The organism is Pseudomonas weihenstephanensis (assembly GCF_016812185.1).
Taxonomy (GTDB): domain Bacteria; phylum Pseudomonadota; class Gammaproteobacteria; order Pseudomonadales; family Pseudomonadaceae; genus Aquipseudomonas; species Aquipseudomonas weihenstephanensis.
On the sequence record NZ_JAAEBV010000004.1, the window covers coordinates 520,925 to 537,217 of the forward strand.

The following is a 16,293-nucleotide window of genomic DNA, read 5'->3' on the forward strand; positions in this document are numbered from 1 at the left end:
GGAGCGTTTAAAGGTCGCCTTCGCGCCAGCGGCGAACAGAGCGCTGGAAGAACAGGCTATTGGGCACTTGCACCATGCTGCTACCACTGCCCGCTTCTGCGGGTTCGATCAGTGTGGTGTAGAGCAAATTGATCGCCACCACCCGGCCTTTGACGCCCGGCTTGTCCAGCGTGTCGAGCAGCTCAACCACGTCGCCGATCCGAAACGGGCCGACGGTAAAGATCAGTACCGCGCACAGCAGGTTGGAAAGCACGCTCCAGATCGCGAAAAAGGCGATGGCCGCCACCGCGACAAACCCCGAGAGCGCCGTCCACAGCACTGTGGCCGACACCCCGAGACGCTCCAGCACGATAATCACCGCGCTGCCCATGATGAACCAGCGCAAACCACCGCGCAGCGGCATCAACAACTGCGGCGGCAGCGGGTAACGCTGACCCAGACGGTTAAGAAAGCGGGCAATGCCGCGCTGCAAAAAATAACCCGTCAACAGAATCAGCAAGATCTGCACGCCAATCCACAGCGGCGCGATCAGCTCGGCGGGCACGGGCATGTGCAGGGCTTCCATCAGGACAAGGCTTCCAGTTCTGCTTGCAAGGTTTCAAGCACTTCGAGGGCTTCCATCCAGCGCTCTTCCAACTGGCCTTCGAGCACTTTGAGCTTGGCTTGCTCAGCCAGCAGCTCACGCAGTTCGTCCTTGCGGGCGGCTTCGTAAACAGCGCTGTCGCCGAGGCTGACTTCAATTTTGGCCAGCTTCTCGTTGACCTTGCCCAACTCGCTTTCGAGCTTGTCGGCTTCGCGCTTGTGGGGCGCCAACTGCTGACGCAGCGCGGCGGCGGCCTGACGCTGAGCCTTTTTGTCAGTCTTGTCCGGGTTGATCGGCGTGGTACTCGCCGGCGCGTTGCGCAGGCGGTAATCGGCTAACCAACGCGCATAGTCTTCGAGGTCACCGTCGAATTCCTGCACTTTGCCATCAGCGACCAACAAGAACTCATCCGTGGTGCTTTTGAGCAAATGCCGATCGTGAGACACCACCAGTACCGCACCGCTGAACTCCTGCAAGGCCATGGTCAGCGCCAGACGCATTTCGAGGTCAAGGTGGTTGGTCGGTTCGTCGAGCAGCAACAGGTTGGGGCGGCCCCAGGCGATCAAGGCCAAGGCCAGGCGAGCTTTCTCGCCGCCCGAGAAGTTCAGTACCGGCTCATCACAACGCGGGCCACGGAAGTCGAAACCGCCGAGAAAATCACGCAGGGTTTGTTCACGCTCAGTCGGTGCCAGGCGCTGCATGTGCAGCAACGGGCTGGCTTTGGAGTCCAGCGAGTCGAGCTGATGCTGGGCAAAATACCCGACGACCAGGTTTTCACCGCGGGCCAAACGCCCTGACAGAGGCTCCAGTTCGCCTGCAAGGTTTTTGATCAGGGTCGATTTGCCCGCACCGTTAGGGCCGAGCAGACCGATACGCGCCCCCGGCACCAGTTGCAGCTTGACCTTCTCAAGGATGGTTTTTTCGCCATACCCCAAGCGTGCATCAGACAAGTCCAGCAACGGGCTGGACAGCTTCACGGCTTCACGAAACACAAAGTCGAACGGTGAGTCGACATGCGCCGCACTCAGTTCTTCCATGCGCTCAAGGGCTTTGATCCGGCTCTGGGCCTGACGGGCCTTGGTGGCCTGAGCCTTGAAGCGCGCAATGTAGCTTTCCATGTGCGCACGTTGCGCCTGCTGCTTCTCGTAGGCTTGCTGTTGCTGCGCCAGACGCTCGGCACGAGCACGCTCAAAGGCGCTGTAACCACCACGATAGAGCGTGATTTTGCGCTGATCGACATGCGCGATGTTATCCACCACGGCATCCAGGAAGTCCCGGTCGTGAGAGATCAGCAGCAAGGTGCCGGGATAGTTCTTGAGAAAATCTTCGAGCCACAGGATGGCGTCGAGGTCCAAGTGGTTGGTCGGTTCATCGAGCAACAACAGGTCGGAGGGGCACATCAAGGCTTGCGCCAGGTTCAAACGCATGCGCCAGCCGCCGGAAAAGTCGGCGACCGGGCGATCCATTTGCTCGTTCGTGAAGCCCAGACCGGCAAGCATTTTGCGCGCGCGCGCATCGGCGGTGTAGCCGTCGGCGCTGTCCAGTTCGGCGTGCAGGCGCGCCTGGGCAGGGCCGTCTTCGTCGGCCTCGGCTTTGGCCAGATCGTTTTGCACTTGGCGCAAACGCTGGTCGCCATCGAGCACGTAATCAATCGCGATGCGATCGAGGGTGTCGATTTCTTGCCGCATGTGAGCGATCCGCCAGTCGGCCGGGAGCAGACAGTCCCCGGAATCAGGCGTCAACTCACCCAGCAGCAAGGCGAACAAAGTGGATTTACCGGCGCCATTGGCGCCGACCAGACCGGCTTTGTGGCCGGCGTGCAGGGTCAGCTCGGCGTCTTCTAGCAGACGTTGCGGGCCACGCTGTAAAGTCAGGTTCTGAAGTCGGATCATAATGGCCGCGGAGTCTACCAGCTTCCCTCTCAACTGGCGCTAATAGCACTATGCACACTGATCTGTGGAACACCTGTTTACACCTCTACGCCCGACCCGGTGTCGAGCGCGCGTGCCTGAACCTGCAAAGCCAAGGCCTGGACGTGTGCTTGCTGCTGTGCGCGGCCTGGCTTGAGCAACGCGGCGTGAGGTGCAATGACGCTCGTCTTAAGCAATTAAGCGACTGTGCCGAGCCATGGCAGCGCGAAGTCGTACAACCTTTGCGTCACTTACGAACGCAATGGCGCGAAGCGTCTGCCCACGATGAGGCGCTGGATGCATTGCGAGGGCAGATCAAGGCATTGGAACTGGAGGCTGAGCGAACAGTGCTGCGACGATTGGAGTCGCTGACGCAGTCGTGGCCCTCAGACCAATCGCAAGGGGATTGCGATTGGCTGCAAAGGATGGCGAGCTTGGCTGGCCAACCTGATTGCGGCGCGCTGCAAACGCTGCGCGCCGCAATCAACCACGCTTAAGAGGCGCTGGTTGGCGTCGTTGCGGAGGTGGTTGCAGGCGCCTGAGCTGGCGTAGACGCTGGAGTGGAAGCTGTCGCTGCAACCGGGGCGGCGGCAGGCTTGGCCGCAGGAGTGGCCGGCTTGGCAGCCACCGGTTTTCTCACTACACGCTTTACAGCGGGTTTTGCAGCAGGCTTGGCAGGCGCTTTTGCCGCTGCCGCTGGCTTGGCAACAGCAGGTTTGGCCACGGCTGGCTTGGCAACGGGTTTGGCCGCAGCGGTTTTGGCAGCAGGTTTGGCGGCTGCTTTTACGGGCGCCTTGGCGGGGGCTTTAACGCCAGCAGGTTTGGCAGCTGCGGTTTTTGCTGCTGGCTTGGCCGCAGCGGCTTTGGCTGCAACGGCCTTGGTCGCAGGCTTTTGCGCAGGCGCTTTGGCCGCAGATTTGGCAGGTGCTTTTACAGGGGCTTTGGCGGGCGCCTTGGCTGCTACTTTGGCAGGTGCTTTAGCCGCAGACTTCTTGGCACTGGAGGTAGGTTTGGCTTCACGGGTGGTCAGCGCTTTGGCGACTGCTTCTTTCACGCGGCCCACACCTTGAGCCAGCTTCAAGCTTTCTTGAGCATCACGCTTGAGTTGCAGGATGTAATCGCGGGTTTGCGTTTGACGTTCCTTCAGTGTATCGAGCAGTTGCTCAAGCTCTTTAACGCCAGACTTGGCCTTGGCCTGAGCCTTGGATTTACCGGCATTGGCTGCGTCTTGCAGTTTGGCACGCGCCTTGTGCAGTTTCTCCTGAGCTTTGCCGCGCTGCTTTTCAAGCTTGGCGAGCAGTTTCTCAGCATCAGCCAACGCTTGAGAACAAGCGCTTTCCAAATGCTCAAGCAGGCTGCTTGAGAGCTGTTGGAGCAGGTGCAACGGGGTATTAACGGGCTTCTTTTTGGCCGACATGGTTTACCTCCTGGCTGAAGTGAGTGCGACTCATACTAGACCTCTGTAGGAACCGCCGCTAGATCATGTTGACACTAACGATAGCTGCGGGTTGCATGGCGTCGAGAAACTTGTGCTGGATCAAGTTTTAGTTATCCTGCGCGCGCGTTTCTAGGCCCGATTAAACCCTGTTGCCTGAGGCGAATAAAAACACGATGCCAAAGGCACCGCTGGCATAATCCCCCGCATTTGAGGCTGGAGAGTGACGATGGCGCGATACCTTTTGCTGACCGTGTTTTGCCTTGCACCGCTGGTGCACGCAGCCCCGCCAACCAGCAACGGTGCTGCACACGACCTCGCCTACAGCCTGGGCGCCAGCCTGGGTGAGCGCCTGCGCGAAGAAGTACCTGACTTAGAGCTTAAAGCGCTGATTGAAGGATTGCGCAGCGCCTACCAAGGCAAAGCCCTGGCACTGAGCGATGAGCGTATCGAGCAGGTGTTGACTGAACATCAGGCACAGATCGACGCCGCCACGGCGCAGCCGCAAAGTGAATTGGCCCTCTCGGCCGAGCGCGATTTTTTAACCAGAGAAAAGCAAAAACCGAAGGTACGCGAACTGGCAGACGGCATCATTTTGACCGAACTGACACCGGGCAGCGGCGTAAAGCCGGATGCACAAGGATGGGTGAAAGTGAACTATGTGGGACGCCTGCCTGATGGCACTGTGTTTGATCGCAGCACTCAGGCGCAGTGGTTTCGTCTAGACAGCGTGATCGCAGGATGGCGCAGTGCACTGGCGCAGATGCCAGTGGGTGCAAAATGGCGACTGGTCATCCCGTCTGATCAGGCCTATGGCGCCGACGGTGCAGGTGATTTGATTGCGCCTTACACACCGCTGCTATTTGAAATCGAGTTGCTCGATACCAAAAAGTAAAAGGCCCCGATCACGCGCGCCTGGCGTGGAGGCCTCGCACACTTATCAGGCTTGAATCGCTTGGGCTTGAGGCGCGTTTTCAGGTTCGTGTGCGTTGTGCATCACTTCGATCAGGCAGTCTTCCAGCTCGAAACGTTCACGCAGCAAAGCACCCAGTTCGATGAAAGCCTGCGCCAGGTCTTTACAATCGGGGCGGTGTTTCTTGCCATCGCAGCGGTCGTTGAAGTCCACGGCTCGTTCGGTGATTTGATCAATTCGAGGGTAAATCTTATTGGCTAACTCCAGCGCGGGCTTATCACCAAAGGCTTTCGCTTCGTCGGTCAATTGTTCATAAACCTCGAAATGGCCTGCGGACATATAGTCCATCAGAACACCGCAAAACGCTTTTTGAGGGCCACGCTTGGGATTAAGACCATGGATCTCCGACTGGACGGCGTCGTAAGCCTTCACCAGCTCAAGGCGCTTGAGCAGCCAGTTATCAATCAGCTTATGGACGCCAAAAAAACGTTCCGTCGCATTCTTGCAACTCTCGAGCATGGTGATCTCTCTTCCCTTGTGGGTTCATGCCACCCGCGTTAGCCGGGCCTGTGCGAACCCAAACGTGCGCAAGCGCAACAATGTTGGGCGGCATATTTCCAATACTGCGTGCGGGCCAGATTATGCCCGCCAGGCGACTGCTTCAAGGTACGCATGAGAGAAAATTCATACAAGCGTTTAATCGCACCTGCTACCCCGCGTCGCAGGGGCGGGCCTTTGGACGACTGAAAGTCAGGCGAATGATCTGCGCACCGCTCAGCAGACACATCCCGGTAAAAGCCAGCAGGCTTAGCTCGGGCACACTCAGCCCAAAAACCGTCCAACTTACGCGCAGGCAGGCTTCGGAGCCTCGATAGAGCGCCAGGAACCAGTTGCCAAACGACAGGTATTCCCACATGCACGCCAGGTCTGGTTGGCAAAACATCAGTTGTTCTGGCTCAAGTCTTTGTAGCAGCACTTGACGCAACGCAACCACGGCGCCACCCACGGCCATCGCCATAGACAGCAAGGCACAGGCCCACACACGCGTGAGGCGAGAGGCATAGAGAAAGGCAAACAGATTAACCAGGCAGCAGGCCGTCAAGAAAAAGCGCTGCACCCAACACAACGAACACGGCTCAAGACCAGACCCGTACTCCAAGTACAAGGAAGCGCTCAGCACCAGAAAACTGGCCAAAAATGTTAAGAGAAAAATGAAACGTGAGCAGGCCAAAAACATGGCTTATCCGTAACAAAAGAGACAGGCAGTTACGGTAGAGGAAAGCTGTTAACCCTTTCAAGGTGGGCCCCGGTGGAAGCGTCCTTAAGCCTGTAAGGATTAACCGACAGAAGCCGAAAGACAACTGGACACATCAAGTAGGAAAATTACCTTTAGTCGTTTCCGTAAGAATTTTCCTTTCGGAGTCCGACTTACGCGTCCACGCAAGTCGGACAAAACCCGTTAAATACCACTTGCCGTGGCAGGCAGCGGCAACGCTAACAGACGTTCATCCAACAAATTCAAACCTTCTTGAAACAGTTGATTGCTGCGCGCAGTGTCGCCCAGTTGAGCCAGCAGCCGGGCCAGTTCAGCGCACGTTTCGGGATTGCGTTCAAGTTTCAGACTGCTCTCCAGGTAGTCACGCGCTTTGCCCCACAAACTGTTTTGCAGGCACAAACGGCCCAATGTCAGTAGCAGGCTCGGGTCTGCCGGATGCGCTTTGAGCCAGCCCTCAGCGGTTTGCAATTGCTTGACCGGGTCGTTGCCACGTAACAAGCCATAAAGCCGCACAAGGTGGCTGTCGTAGTTACGCTTTAACGCGCCACGCAACACGTCTTCTGCCTCGCCTTGCGCACCCAGTTGGCGCAACTGTTCGGCGTAGGCCAGCACCAGTGCCGGCTCCTGACGCTGGGCCGACGTGAGCTGCTGCCACGCACGCTGCAATGATTGCAGCGCCGCCTCGCCTTCGGTTTCGCGCTGCGCTGCAAGGCTAAGGTTTTGGCCCCAGGCACGGCGCTCCAATTCGGCCAGTTCTTTGGCCGGCAATACTTTGTCTTTGCGCAGCTCTGGCAATAAACGGATCAACGCGGTCCAGTCGCCACGTTGCAAGTGCAGGCGTTGTAACTGACGCAGCACCTGCACGTTGTGCGGATGACGCTCGTGCATGGCTTGCAGGGTGTTTAGCGCGCCGTCGGTGTCCGCACGGTCGACCTGCAATTGCGCATGGCTCAGGGCAATCGCCAGTTCGGCTTGAGGTTGACGCTGCAACGCGCGCTCCAACAGTTTGTCGCTCTCCTCGTAGTGGCCCTGTTCATTGGCCGCACGGGCAGCGCCCAGATAAAACAGCAACGGTTGGCGTTCAGCCTCCGCCGCACGCGCCAGGTTTTTTTGCGCACTGGCCCAACGGCCTTCGGCGAGGTCCATCTGCCCCTGTTCAATGGCGATCTGTACACGACGACTGCGGTTACGTCGCGACCACGGATTGACCAGCCCGGTCGAGGCCGTCACCAGTTCGACCAACAGTTTGATGCCCCAAATCAGCAGCCAGAGCACCACGATCAGTGCCAAGGTGGCCCACACACTGGATTCATAACGGAAACTTTTATAAGCCAACAGCACGTAGCCCGCATCTTCGGCGATTGCCAGGCCGATGCAGGCAGCGGCTGCAATCAACAAAAATACAATCACATAGAAGCGTTTCATGGACGCGCCTCCTGCGTGGGGCTACCCGCCGCCTGACCCGGCTCGTCCGCACTGACATGCCGACGCTCAAGGTACGCCTGCACGGCACTCAAGGTGCCAGACAGGTCCGGCGTTTTAACCGTGACCGGCTGCTGACGAAGTTCAACCACCTGTTGCAGCAGTTTCTGACTTTGCGGGTTGTCCTGGTTGAAATTAACTTTGAGGACCTCTTCGGCTTGGGCCAAGGCTTGGGTATACACCGGTTCCTGGCCATTGAGGGCAGCCCATTGCGCTTGCTCAAGCGCCAGACTCAAAGCCAGCCGCACTTGCGTCAGGCTTTGACCTGCCAACAGAGGGCGCACGTTCTTGTCAGCGTTGAAATCAATGCGGATGTAGTGCGAGATTTCATCCCACCACTGCGCCCATCGGCTCGCGCCGTCACCGTCCGCTGTCAAACCCAAAAGCGAGTCGCCCTGATCCTGATAAGCCGGTGCCAAAGCATTGAGCTGTGCCACTTGATCGCGCAACGCCGCCAAGCGCAGGAACAGCCCGGTGCGGTCCGGTTGTTCAACACTGCGCAAGGCCGCGAGGCTTTTGGCCAACTGCTCACGGGCGGCAAAAGAACCCGGATCATTTTGCTCGCGCAAAATCGCATCGGCGCCCTCTACCAAGGCTTGAGCGCTGGTGATGTCTTGCAATGCGGACAGGCGCAAGCTGGCCAGACGCAGCAAATGTTCAGCCTCAGCCAGGCGCCAGTCCTTGCGGCTTGCGCCTAATACCGTTTCGAGACGCTGATTCAAACGTTGCTGATCACCTTGTAGCTGCACCACCAACTGGCGCTGATCGTCCAGCTCGCTGGCCGAAGGCAATTGATTCAGACGCGTCAGCAGCTTTTGCTCACCTTGTTTGATCGACAGCGTTTGCGCGCCCAGCGCCTGGACTTCACTCAGCTGTTGCGCGGTGTCGGTCTGCAAATGACGAACCTGCCACACCCCCCAACCGCCCACCGCCACACCGGCAGCCCCCAGCAACAAGGCAAAAACCGCCAGACCATTGCCCCGGCGCTCAGGCTTTGCGGCAGTTTTGTCATCCGGCACTTGTGGCGCAGGCTGCACAGGTTCTTTGGTCAAGATTGTTTCGCTCACGTATCCATCCTTTGCATTAAAGAGCAGGTACGGGGTACTCCCGTAACGCCGCCAGCAAAGCCGCGGCGCTCGCGCCACGACAATCCACAACATGTTGGGCCCCGGCGCTACGCGCCATATCAGCCACCCGAGGGCTTGGAACAAACAACGTTAACGCTGCCAAGTGGGGCCAGGCGTCACCTGCCAATTGGCGTAAATGTTCGAGCCCTTGTCCACTGCTGACCACCAGCGCGTTCAGGCGTTCCACTTTCACGCGTTGGCACAGCGTGTGCGGCGGGTATGAGGGTAGCTCACGCCGATAGAGTTCAAGGTAGTCGACTTGCGCGCCAAGGCTGCGCAGACGGTCGGCCAACATCTCGCGGCCACCCTCCCCGCGCATAATCAACACCTTGGGCTGATCACACGCTACCGATTGCGTAAATGCCGGCATCGCCAGCAAGGCTTCACTGTCATCACCGCATTGAGGGTAGCTAACATCGAGCCCGTAGTCGGCGAGAATCTGCGCCGTGGCGGCACCGACACTGAACCACTTCTGTGCAGGGGCTTGAGGCCCGTATTGACTCACCAGCGCCAGCCCCAAGCGTGCCGCGGGTTTACTGACGACGATCACTGCGCAATAACGATCCAGGGCCGTGATCACGGCGCGTTGTGCGAGGGTCACAGCCAATGGCTGGATCGCCAGCAACGGTAAGCTGGTGCTGAACACGCCAGCTGATGCCAACTCACTCGCCAGTGCCGCCGACTCTTCAGCCGGCCGGGTCAGCAACACGCGCCACCCTGTCACGCGTGGCCTGCCTCACCATAAACGGCTTTCAGGATGTCACCTGCCCCTTGGGCCAGCAACGCCTCGGCCACCTGCACACCAAGGGTTTGGGCCTCAGCGCGCGGCGCCCTCGCATCAGCACTCAATAAAGTCCCGCCGCTGGGCTCGCCGACCAGACCGCGCAACCAGATTTGCTCGCCTTCAAGCACCGCGTAGCAGGCAATCGGGACTTGGCAGCCGCCGTTCAAATGCTTGTTAAGCGCACGCTCGGCTGTCACGCGCACGGCCGTATCGGCGTGGTGCAACGGGGCCAGCAAAGCGTGGATGTGAGCGTCTGCACTGCGGCACTCAATACCCACAGCACCTTGGCCACCGGCTGGCAGGCTGTCTTCGATGCTGATGGCAGAGGTAATGCGCTCTTCAAAGCCAAGGCGAATCAGACCGGCCGCTGCAAGAATGATGGCGTCGTATTCGCCTGCGTCGAGCTTGGCCAAACGGGTGTTGACGTTGCCGCGCAGGAAGCGGATTTCGAGGTCTGGTCGACGGGTCAGCAATTGAGCCTGACGACGCAGGCTGGAGGTGCCGACCACACTGCCCAGGGGCAAGTCGTCGAGGCTGGCATAGGTGTTGGAGACAAAGGCATCGCGCGGGTCTTCACGCTCACAGATGCAAAACAGGCCCAGACCTTCAGGGAAGTCCATCGGCACGTCTTTCATCGAGTGCACGGCGATGTCGGCTTCGTTTTCGAGCAAGGCTGTTTCCAGCTCCTTGACGAACAGCCCCTTGCCGCCGATTTTCGACAGCGGTGAGTCGAGCAGCTTGTCGCCACGGCTGACCATGGGCACCAGCGTCACCACAAGACCGGGGTGGGCCTGCTCCAGACGGGCTTTGACGAATTCGGCCTGCCACAGAGCCAGGGCGCTTTTACGGGTAGCGATGCGGATTTCGCGAGAGGACATGGATCAATCCGTACTGAAAAGATACGGCGGATAATAACAGCTCAGACAAATCTGCTTTGACTTGTGTCAGAAGTGCACGGCCTCCCTGGCCCAAAACGGGGCGCACGCGCCCTTTTTGGCGCGTGCTACAGCTGTTGCATCATCTTGCGTACACCAGCGACATGGCGACGGCTGACAATCAACGCATCACCATTAAGCCCTTTGAGGAACAACTGGAAGTGCCCCAGCGGCGTACGTTGCAGGCGCTCAATGCGCTCGCGGGCCACCAGCGCGTTACGGTGAATGCGCACAAAGCGTTCGCCGAATTCGTCTTCCAGGGCTTTGAGCGGTTCATCGAGCAACACTTCGCCGCCCTCGTGGCGCAGGGTCACGTATTTGTGGTCGGCAATGAAGTAAATCACCTGATCGATCGGGATCAGCTCAATGCCTTTGCGGGTGCGCGCACTGATATGGCTACGCGGGCCGCTGCCGGTCTGGGCGGCGGGGCGCGTGAGTGCAGCCAGTTGAATGCGGTTAGGCCGGTGCGCCTCTTTTAAGGCCGCGCTCAAGTCTTGGGCATTGACCGGTTTGAGCACGTAGCTGACGCCGCTGTCTTTGAGGGCCTGCTCCGGAAATTCGTCAGGCGCGATACAAAATACCACCGAAGGCGGCAGTTCGCGCTCGCACAATTTGGCTGCTACTTGCAGCCCGTCCAGGCCCGGCATGCGCACGTCGAGCAACACGACGTCCGGTTTCAGGCTTTCGATCAGGCTCAACGCCTCTTCGCCATGAGTGGCGCCAGGCTCGAGCAGCGTGTAGCCCTCAAGCGAGCCAATCAAATGGCTCAAATGCTCGCGGGCCAGGGTTTCGTCATCAACGATCAGGACATTCATATAGCGCTGTATTCCTGCGTGAGTCTCGCACAAGGATAGCGTAGACAGGTGAAGTGACGGCTGTCACGGCGATCGATGCTAAGACTAGCGCGAAGGCCAAAAAGTGCCGCAAAACGCACAGCAAAATTCACCTGTGTCTGTTGCTCGTTTTAAATTCAAATAAGCCGGGGTTTATGTAAACACCTGTAACGACTTATTCATACGACCAACTGTAGACGGTTGCCAAGCCGAACGTATTCAAACGATACATTTCGTTTCGGTATTTTGTTTATACCTCAGTTAAGACAAAAACCTGCCGACCTGCGTCAACGCCACGAATGGCAACCCTGTTATGATTCGCGGTAACTTTTTGTGTAACTCCCCTCAGCCGATTACGAGCGAATCCATGAGCACCGACAAGACCAATCAGTCCTGGGGCGGCCGCTTCAGTGAACCCGTCGACGCCTTCGTTGCGCGCTTCACCGCCTCCGTCACGTTCGACCAACGCCTTTATCGTCACGACATCATGGGCTCCGTGGCTCATGCCACCATGCTGGCCAAGGTCGGCGTGCTGACCGATGCCGAGCGCGACAGCATCATCGACGGCCTGAAGACCATTCAGAGCGAAATCGAAGCCGGTCAATTTGACTGGCGCATCGATCTGGAAGACGTGCACATGAACATCGAGGCGCGCCTGACCGATCGCATCGGCGTGACCGGCAAAAAGCTGCACACCGGGCGTAGCCGTAACGATCAGGTCGCCACCGACATTCGCTTGTGGCTGCGCGATGAAATCGACCTCATCCTGGCTGAAATCACCCGCCTGCAAAAAGGCCTGCTGGAACAAGCCGAGCGTGAAGCCGACACCATCATGCCCGGCTTCACGCACCTGCAAACCGCGCAGCCGGTCACGTTCGGCCACCACATGCTGGCTTGGTTCGAGATGCTCAGCCGCGATTACGAGCGCCTGGTAGATTGCCGCAAGCGCACTAACCGCATGCCGCTGGGCAGCGCCGCGCTGGCAGGTACCACCTACCCGATCGACCGCGAATTTACCGCGCAACTGCTGGGCTTCGACGCGGTAGGCGGCAACTCGCTGGACAACGTGTCGGATCGCGATTTCGCCATCGAATTCTGCGCCGCTGCGAGCATCGCGATGATGCACTTGTCGCGCTTCTCCGAAGAACTGGTGCTGTGGACCAGCGCGCAGTTCCAGTTCATCGACCTGCCTGACCGGTTCTGCACCGGCAGCTCGATCATGCCGCAAAAGAAAAACCCTGACGTGCCGGAGCTGGTCCGTGGCAAAAGCGGCCGTGTGTTCGGCGCGCTGATGGGCCTGTTGACCTTGATGAAGGGCCAGCCACTGGCCTACAACAAAGACAACCAGGAAGACAAAGAACCCCTGTTCGATGCTGCCGACACCCTGCGCGATTCGTTGCGCGCGTTTGCCGACATGATCCCTGCTATCAAGCCCAAACACGCGATCATGCGTGAAGCGGCCCTGCGCGGGTTCTCGACAGCGACTGACTTGGCGGACTACTTGGTACGCCGTGGCCTGCCGTTCCGTGACTGCCACGAAATCGTGGGTCACGCGGTGAAATATGGCGTTGAGACGGGCAAAGACTTGGCTGAGATGAGCCTTGAGGAACTGCGCCAGTTCAGCGACCAGATCGAGGAGGACGTGTTTGCCGTATTGACGCTTGAAGGGTCGGTGAATGCACGCGACCACATCGGCGGTACGGCACCGGCTCAGGTTAAAGCGGCCGTTGTGCGTGGCAAAGCCCTGTTGGCCAGTCGCTAATACGTCTGACCTGAAAAAGCTGGCAAGGCATGAGACTGCGAACGGGCGCGAAGCGCCCGTAAACCCTGTCAATGCCATGCAGCTGACGCACACGGTTGAAGGGTTTACATCTGCGACGCGTGACCGGCGAAAGCTTTCAGTTATTTCTTACTGCTGATCCAGGCCAGAAACTTCGGCATTGCCGCCTCTCTGTCCGCAGCAATACGCTGCACATGCGGATTTTTCTCAAAATGCTCCAACAAGGCTTTGGCCGCTGGCAACTCGGCCAACAGGTCCATACCAAAAACTTTATGCCCTACGGCGCTAGCGAGACTGACGCTGTAGAGGAAGTAAATATCCGCAACGCTCAGCGTTTCTCCGACCACATACGGTGCGAACTTTCCTTGCCGACCGAGCGAAGCAATGCCGTGTAGCAATTCCGCCTTGGCTTTGCTCTTGATCGCGTCGGGCACTTGCATCCCGAAGAATGCTTCGGCGTAGCACGCGCGGGCGGGTAGCTCGATGTACAACTCGATTTCTTTGGCCAGCGCCAGCACTTGAGCACGCTCAAACGGGTCTGTGGGCAGCAGTTTAGGGCCAGGCTGGGTCTGCTCGATGTACTCAAGAATAACGCTGGTTTCGTTGATGAAACCCTGTTCAACCTCTAGCGCAGGCACCTTTGCACACGGGCTTACCGTCAGCGCCTCAGGGGTTTGTGCGGCGAAAAAGGGCACTTCTTCAAACGGCACGCCTTTTTCCAGCAGCGCCAGTTTGACCATGTTGTAGTAGTTACTGACCGCGAATCCATAAAGCTTGAGCATTGCAAAGCCTCCAGGCCGTGTTGGGGTTGGCAGCCGTTGTTATAGAGCTTCACCGCTATGCTGGCTAGCAGCATCATTGTGCTGAATGCAGTTAGACTGCCGGTCTTTACTTAAGGAGCCTGCCCATGAGCGAGCCAACAGACATCGATAACGACGAAGAAGCGTTCGCCGAAAACACCCTGATCGAAGCCATCGAGAACCAGATCGAGGCCGATAACCCGCCAGCGGCCAAAGCCACGTTCAACAAGCTGACGCTGGTGGGCTACGAGCGTGATGACATTTTGAACATGATGGCCCACGTGCTGGCCGTGGAGATTGACGCGATCCTCGAAGAAGACCGCGCCTTTAATACCGAGTGGTACGAAGCCGCGTTGCGCGCACTCCCTGAGTTGCCCCCCGAGAAAAACTGAGCCACGGCTCAGGGGCGAATCGTGGGCGCCCGCTGCCAGTCCAGTTCACGGGCGGGCATCGGGCGGCCAAACCAGTAGCCTTGCCCCAGGTCGCAGTTGTAGTCGAGCAGGAACTGCGCCTGCTCGACGTGCTCGATCCCCTCTGCATGTACCTGCATGCCCATGCTTTGGGCCAATGCGATCACCGCACGCACAATCGCCACGTCGTCATCGTCACCCGGCAGCCCCGCGACAAACCCCTGATCGATCTTGAGCTTCTGCACAGGTAATTGCTTGAGCCGCAGCAACGATGAAAAACCGGTACCGAAGTCATCAATGGCCAGTCGCAGGCCCAGCTCACGCAGACGGTGCATTTGCTCAAGCGCCACTTCGGAGTTGTCCATGACCGCGCTTTCAGTCACTTCCAGCTCCAGCAACGCAGGGTCCAGTCCCGTGTCGGCCAACACAGTCGAGACCAACTGGTACAACTCTGGCCGTGCAAACAGGCGACTGGAAATGTTCACTGCCACAAATGACAAATTCACCCCCGCTGCCTGCCATTGGCACATTTGCCAGCACGCTTGCTCCAGCACCCAGGCGTCGATTTCGGCAATCAGCCCGGTACGCTCGGCGATCGGGATAAATTCTCCCGGCGCCACCAATCCCCGTTGCGGGTGTTGCCAGCGCACCAGCGCCTCAACGCCGACCAGGCGGCTGGTGGTCAAGTCATGCACCGGCTGGAAATACACGCGCAGCTCATGCTGCTCAAGCGCACGGCGCAAATCGCTGGCCACCTCAATGCGGTATTGCGCATGGGCCGTCAACTCTTCGGTGTACAAGGCGTAGCCTTCGCGCCCGGCACTTTTGGCTTTAAACAGGGCCGAGTCGGCATTGCGCAATAATTGCTCGGCATTCAAGGCATCGTTAGGAAACAAGCTGATGCCAACGCTGGCACTCATGAAAAGCTGGTGGCTATCAATGATGAACGCGCCCTTCATCACCTCCAGCACTTTCTGGGCAAAACCGGCGGCTTGCGCGACCTGATTACAGTGCTCGATCAGCACGGCGAACTCATCACCCCCCAGGCGGGCAACCGTAAAGCCTTTGCCGAAGACACTGAGCAGTCGCTCACCCACCGCTTTGAGCAACAGATCACCGACGTTATGGCCCAGGCTGTCGTTGATGATTTTGAAATGATCGAGATCGATCATTAATAAGGCACAGCCCGACTTATGACGCTGAGCGTAGGTCAGCGCTTGTTCGGTACGGTCGGTAAATAACAGACGGTTGGGCAAGTCAGTCAAGGGGTCTTGGTGGGCCAGGCGCATCATCTCGGTTTGCGAATTCTTGATCGCTGAAATATCCGAAAACACGGCCACGTAATGGCTGACGTGGCCTTTGAGGTCGCGCACAGCACGAATGGTCTGCCACTGCGGATAGATTTCGCCGCTTTTGCGACGGTTCCAGATCTCACCGTGCCATTCGCCGTTTTTTTGCAGCGACTGGAACACCGCCTGATAAAATTGCGCCCCATGATGGCCTGACTTAAATAGGCTAGGGCGTTGGCCCAGCACTTCTTCGGGCGTGTAGCCGGTGATTTTAACCAACGCCCGATTAACGTGGACGATCACACCGTTGCGGTCACTGACCAGTACCCCTTCACGGGTGCAATCGAACACCACGGCCGCTTGGCGCAAGCGTTCCTGGTCTTGGCGCTGGCGTTTTAAACGTGCGCCCATGCCCAGAAAGCTGAACAGACGCGCCCGCGCAACGAAAATCAGAGCCGCACTGACAAACACCCACACGTAGCTATTTATGAGTTGCCAGCGTGCCAGTTGCGCCGAATCATCGAAATAACTGTTCAATAAATGATCAGTCAGCAAGAGCCATAAAACCGACAGCAGCCCATACAGCATGGCTGCACGCATGGCATCACGATAAGAAACCGACATAAGAAATTTAAAACGCCTACAAAAAAAGGGGGATTATAAAGTAAGAAACATCCCGCGACTGTTATCTGAAAGGCCGACTGGTTTTATCTGGCTGCATAGTGATAATGCGTGT

Annotated in this window: 16 protein-coding genes and 1 pseudogene; 4 read left to right on the forward strand and 13 right to left on the reverse strand. The window is 58.2% G+C overall.

Translation table 11 applies throughout. The annotated features are described in order from the left end of the window. Window positions 1-7: 7 nt before the first annotated feature. On the reverse strand, window positions 8-565 hold the full coding sequence (locus tag GYN01_RS15890; protein WP_048364711.1) for a mechanosensitive ion channel family protein: 558 nt from the start codon (window positions 563-565) through the stop codon (window positions 8-10). Continuing rightward, a complete protein-coding gene (locus tag GYN01_RS15895; protein ID WP_048364712.1) occupies window positions 565-2,475 on the reverse strand; it encodes an ATP-binding cassette domain-containing protein in 1,911 nt (636 codons plus the stop codon). Before GYN01_RS15895 ends, GYN01_RS15890 begins: the two co-directional genes overlap by 1 nt. Before the next feature lie 50 nt (window positions 2,476-2,525). Between GYN01_RS15895 and GYN01_RS15900 the strand changes: the two genes are divergently transcribed. After that, window positions 2,526-2,990, forward strand: a complete 465-nt coding sequence (locus GYN01_RS15900) for a TIGR02444 family protein (protein WP_203307426.1) — start codon at window positions 2,526-2,528, stop codon at window positions 2,988-2,990. On the opposite strand, the gene GYN01_RS15905 is transcribed toward GYN01_RS15900, so the two are convergent. Then, window positions 2,987-3,910 carry an AlgP family protein gene (locus GYN01_RS15905; RefSeq protein ID WP_203307427.1) on the reverse strand — a complete coding sequence of 308 codons (924 nt, stop codon included), beginning with the start codon at window positions 3,908-3,910 and terminating at the stop codon, window positions 2,987-2,989. The two genes, GYN01_RS15900 and GYN01_RS15905, sit on opposite strands and share 4 nt — an antisense overlap. A 247-nt stretch (window positions 3,911-4,157) precedes the next feature. Between GYN01_RS15905 and GYN01_RS15910 the strand changes: the two genes are divergently transcribed. Continuing rightward, entirely contained in the window at window positions 4,158-4,823 is a 666-nt protein-coding gene (locus tag GYN01_RS15910; protein WP_203307428.1) for an FKBP-type peptidyl-prolyl cis-trans isomerase, read from the forward strand. A 45-nt stretch (window positions 4,824-4,868) separates the two neighbouring features. On the opposite strand, the gene GYN01_RS15915 is transcribed toward GYN01_RS15910, so the two are convergent. The 8 genes and pseudogenes from GYN01_RS15915 to GYN01_RS15950 form a co-directional block, all read right to left on the reverse strand. Next, entirely contained in the window at window positions 4,869-5,360 is a 492-nt protein-coding gene (locus GYN01_RS15915; RefSeq protein WP_048364716.1) for an Rsd/AlgQ family anti-sigma factor, read from the reverse strand. Window positions 5,361-5,550: 190 nt separating this feature from the next. After that, window positions 5,551-6,078: a disulfide bond formation protein B gene (locus GYN01_RS15920; RefSeq protein ID WP_048400784.1), complete on the reverse strand. Its 528-nt coding sequence runs from the start codon at window positions 6,076-6,078 to the stop codon at window positions 5,551-5,553. Window positions 6,079-6,300: 222 nt separating this feature from the next. Continuing rightward, a complete protein-coding gene (locus GYN01_RS15925; protein WP_048364718.1) occupies window positions 6,301-7,542 on the reverse strand; it encodes a heme biosynthesis protein HemY in 1,242 nt (413 codons plus the stop codon). Continuing rightward, on the reverse strand, window positions 7,539-8,666 hold the full coding sequence (locus GYN01_RS15930; protein ID WP_203307429.1) for a uroporphyrinogen-III C-methyltransferase: 1,128 nt from the start codon (window positions 8,664-8,666) through the stop codon (window positions 7,539-7,541). The genes GYN01_RS15925 and GYN01_RS15930 overlap by 4 nt, the downstream gene beginning before the upstream one ends. Before the next feature lie 16 nt (window positions 8,667-8,682). Then, window positions 8,683-9,450, reverse strand: coding sequence for a uroporphyrinogen-III synthase (locus tag GYN01_RS15935; RefSeq protein WP_048364720.1), 768 nt, complete (start codon window positions 9,448-9,450; stop codon window positions 8,683-8,685). Further along, window positions 9,447-10,388, reverse strand: coding sequence for a hydroxymethylbilane synthase (hemC, locus tag GYN01_RS15940; protein ID WP_048364721.1), 942 nt, complete (start codon window positions 10,386-10,388; stop codon window positions 9,447-9,449). Before hemC ends, GYN01_RS15935 begins: the two co-directional genes overlap by 4 nt. 125 nt (window positions 10,389-10,513) lie before the next feature. Then, window positions 10,514-11,260 carry a LytR/AlgR family response regulator transcription factor gene (locus tag GYN01_RS15945; protein WP_048364722.1) on the reverse strand — a complete coding sequence of 249 codons (747 nt, stop codon included), beginning with the start codon at window positions 11,258-11,260 and terminating at the stop codon, window positions 10,514-10,516. Beyond that, a pseudogene (locus GYN01_RS15950) lies at window positions 11,257-11,379 on the reverse strand (sensor histidine kinase); the annotation flags it as partial. The gene GYN01_RS15945 and the pseudogene GYN01_RS15950, both read right to left, overlap by 4 nt. A gap of 266 nt (window positions 11,380-11,645) precedes the next feature. Here GYN01_RS15950 and argH point away from each other — a divergent pair. Beyond that, on the forward strand, window positions 11,646-13,040 hold the full coding sequence (gene argH, locus GYN01_RS15955; protein WP_048364723.1) for an argininosuccinate lyase: 1,395 nt from the start codon (window positions 11,646-11,648) through the stop codon (window positions 13,038-13,040). 140 nt (window positions 13,041-13,180) lie between these two features. On the opposite strand, the gene GYN01_RS15960 is transcribed toward argH, so the two are convergent. After that, window positions 13,181-13,840 carry a glutathione S-transferase family protein gene (locus GYN01_RS15960; protein WP_048364724.1) on the reverse strand — a complete coding sequence of 220 codons (660 nt, stop codon included), beginning with the start codon at window positions 13,838-13,840 and terminating at the stop codon, window positions 13,181-13,183. Window positions 13,841-13,965: 125 nt separating this feature from the next. Here GYN01_RS15960 and GYN01_RS15965 point away from each other — a divergent pair, with 125 nt between their 5' ends. After that, complete coding sequence (locus GYN01_RS15965) at window positions 13,966-14,250, forward strand: hypothetical protein (RefSeq protein ID WP_048364725.1); 285 nt, start codon at window positions 13,966-13,968, stop codon at window positions 14,248-14,250. A gap of 8 nt (window positions 14,251-14,258) precedes the next feature. Here the strand turns inward: GYN01_RS15965 and dibA are convergent, their stop codons facing one another. Continuing rightward, window positions 14,259-16,181 (reverse strand): phosphodiesterase DibA, encoded by a 1,923-nt coding sequence (gene dibA, locus GYN01_RS15970; RefSeq protein WP_048364726.1) that lies wholly within the window; start codon window positions 16,179-16,181, stop codon window positions 14,259-14,261. Window positions 16,182-16,293 lie beyond the last annotated feature (112 nt).

Coding starts and splice junctions, on each gene's coding strand:
- dibA (WP_048364726.1), bottom strand. CDS start 16,181: ATGTCGGTTTCTTATCGTGATGCCATGCGTGCAGCCATGCTGTATGGG.
- GYN01_RS15945 (WP_048364722.1), bottom strand. CDS start 11,260: ATGAATGTCCTGATCGTTGATGACGAAACCCTGGCCCGCGAGCATTTG.
- GYN01_RS15915 (WP_048364716.1), bottom strand. CDS start 5,360: ATGCTCGAGAGTTGCAAGAATGCGACGGAACGTTTTTTTGGCGTCCAT.
- GYN01_RS15895 (WP_048364712.1), bottom strand. CDS start 2,475: ATGATCCGACTTCAGAACCTGACTTTACAGCGTGGCCCGCAACGTCTG.
- GYN01_RS15890 (WP_048364711.1), bottom strand. CDS start 565: ATGGAAGCCCTGCACATGCCCGTGCCCGCCGAGCTGATCGCGCCGCTG.
- argH (WP_048364723.1), top strand. CDS start 11,646: ATGAGCACCGACAAGACCAATCAGTCCTGGGGCGGCCGCTTCAGTGAA.
- GYN01_RS15960 (WP_048364724.1), bottom strand. CDS start 13,840: ATGCTCAAGCTTTATGGATTCGCGGTCAGTAACTACTACAACATGGTC.
- GYN01_RS15925 (WP_048364718.1), bottom strand. CDS start 7,542: ATGAAACGCTTCTATGTGATTGTATTTTTGTTGATTGCAGCCGCTGCC.
- GYN01_RS15910 (WP_203307428.1), top strand. CDS start 4,158: ATGGCGCGATACCTTTTGCTGACCGTGTTTTGCCTTGCACCGCTGGTG.
- hemC (WP_048364721.1), bottom strand. CDS start 10,388: ATGTCCTCTCGCGAAATCCGCATCGCTACCCGTAAAAGCGCCCTGGCT.
- GYN01_RS15920 (WP_048400784.1), bottom strand. CDS start 6,078: ATGTTTTTGGCCTGCTCACGTTTCATTTTTCTCTTAACATTTTTGGCC.
- GYN01_RS15900 (WP_203307426.1), top strand. CDS start 2,526: ATGCACACTGATCTGTGGAACACCTGTTTACACCTCTACGCCCGACCC.
- GYN01_RS15905 (WP_203307427.1), bottom strand. CDS start 3,910: ATGTCGGCCAAAAAGAAGCCCGTTAATACCCCGTTGCACCTGCTCCAA.
- GYN01_RS15965 (WP_048364725.1), top strand. CDS start 13,966: ATGAGCGAGCCAACAGACATCGATAACGACGAAGAAGCGTTCGCCGAA.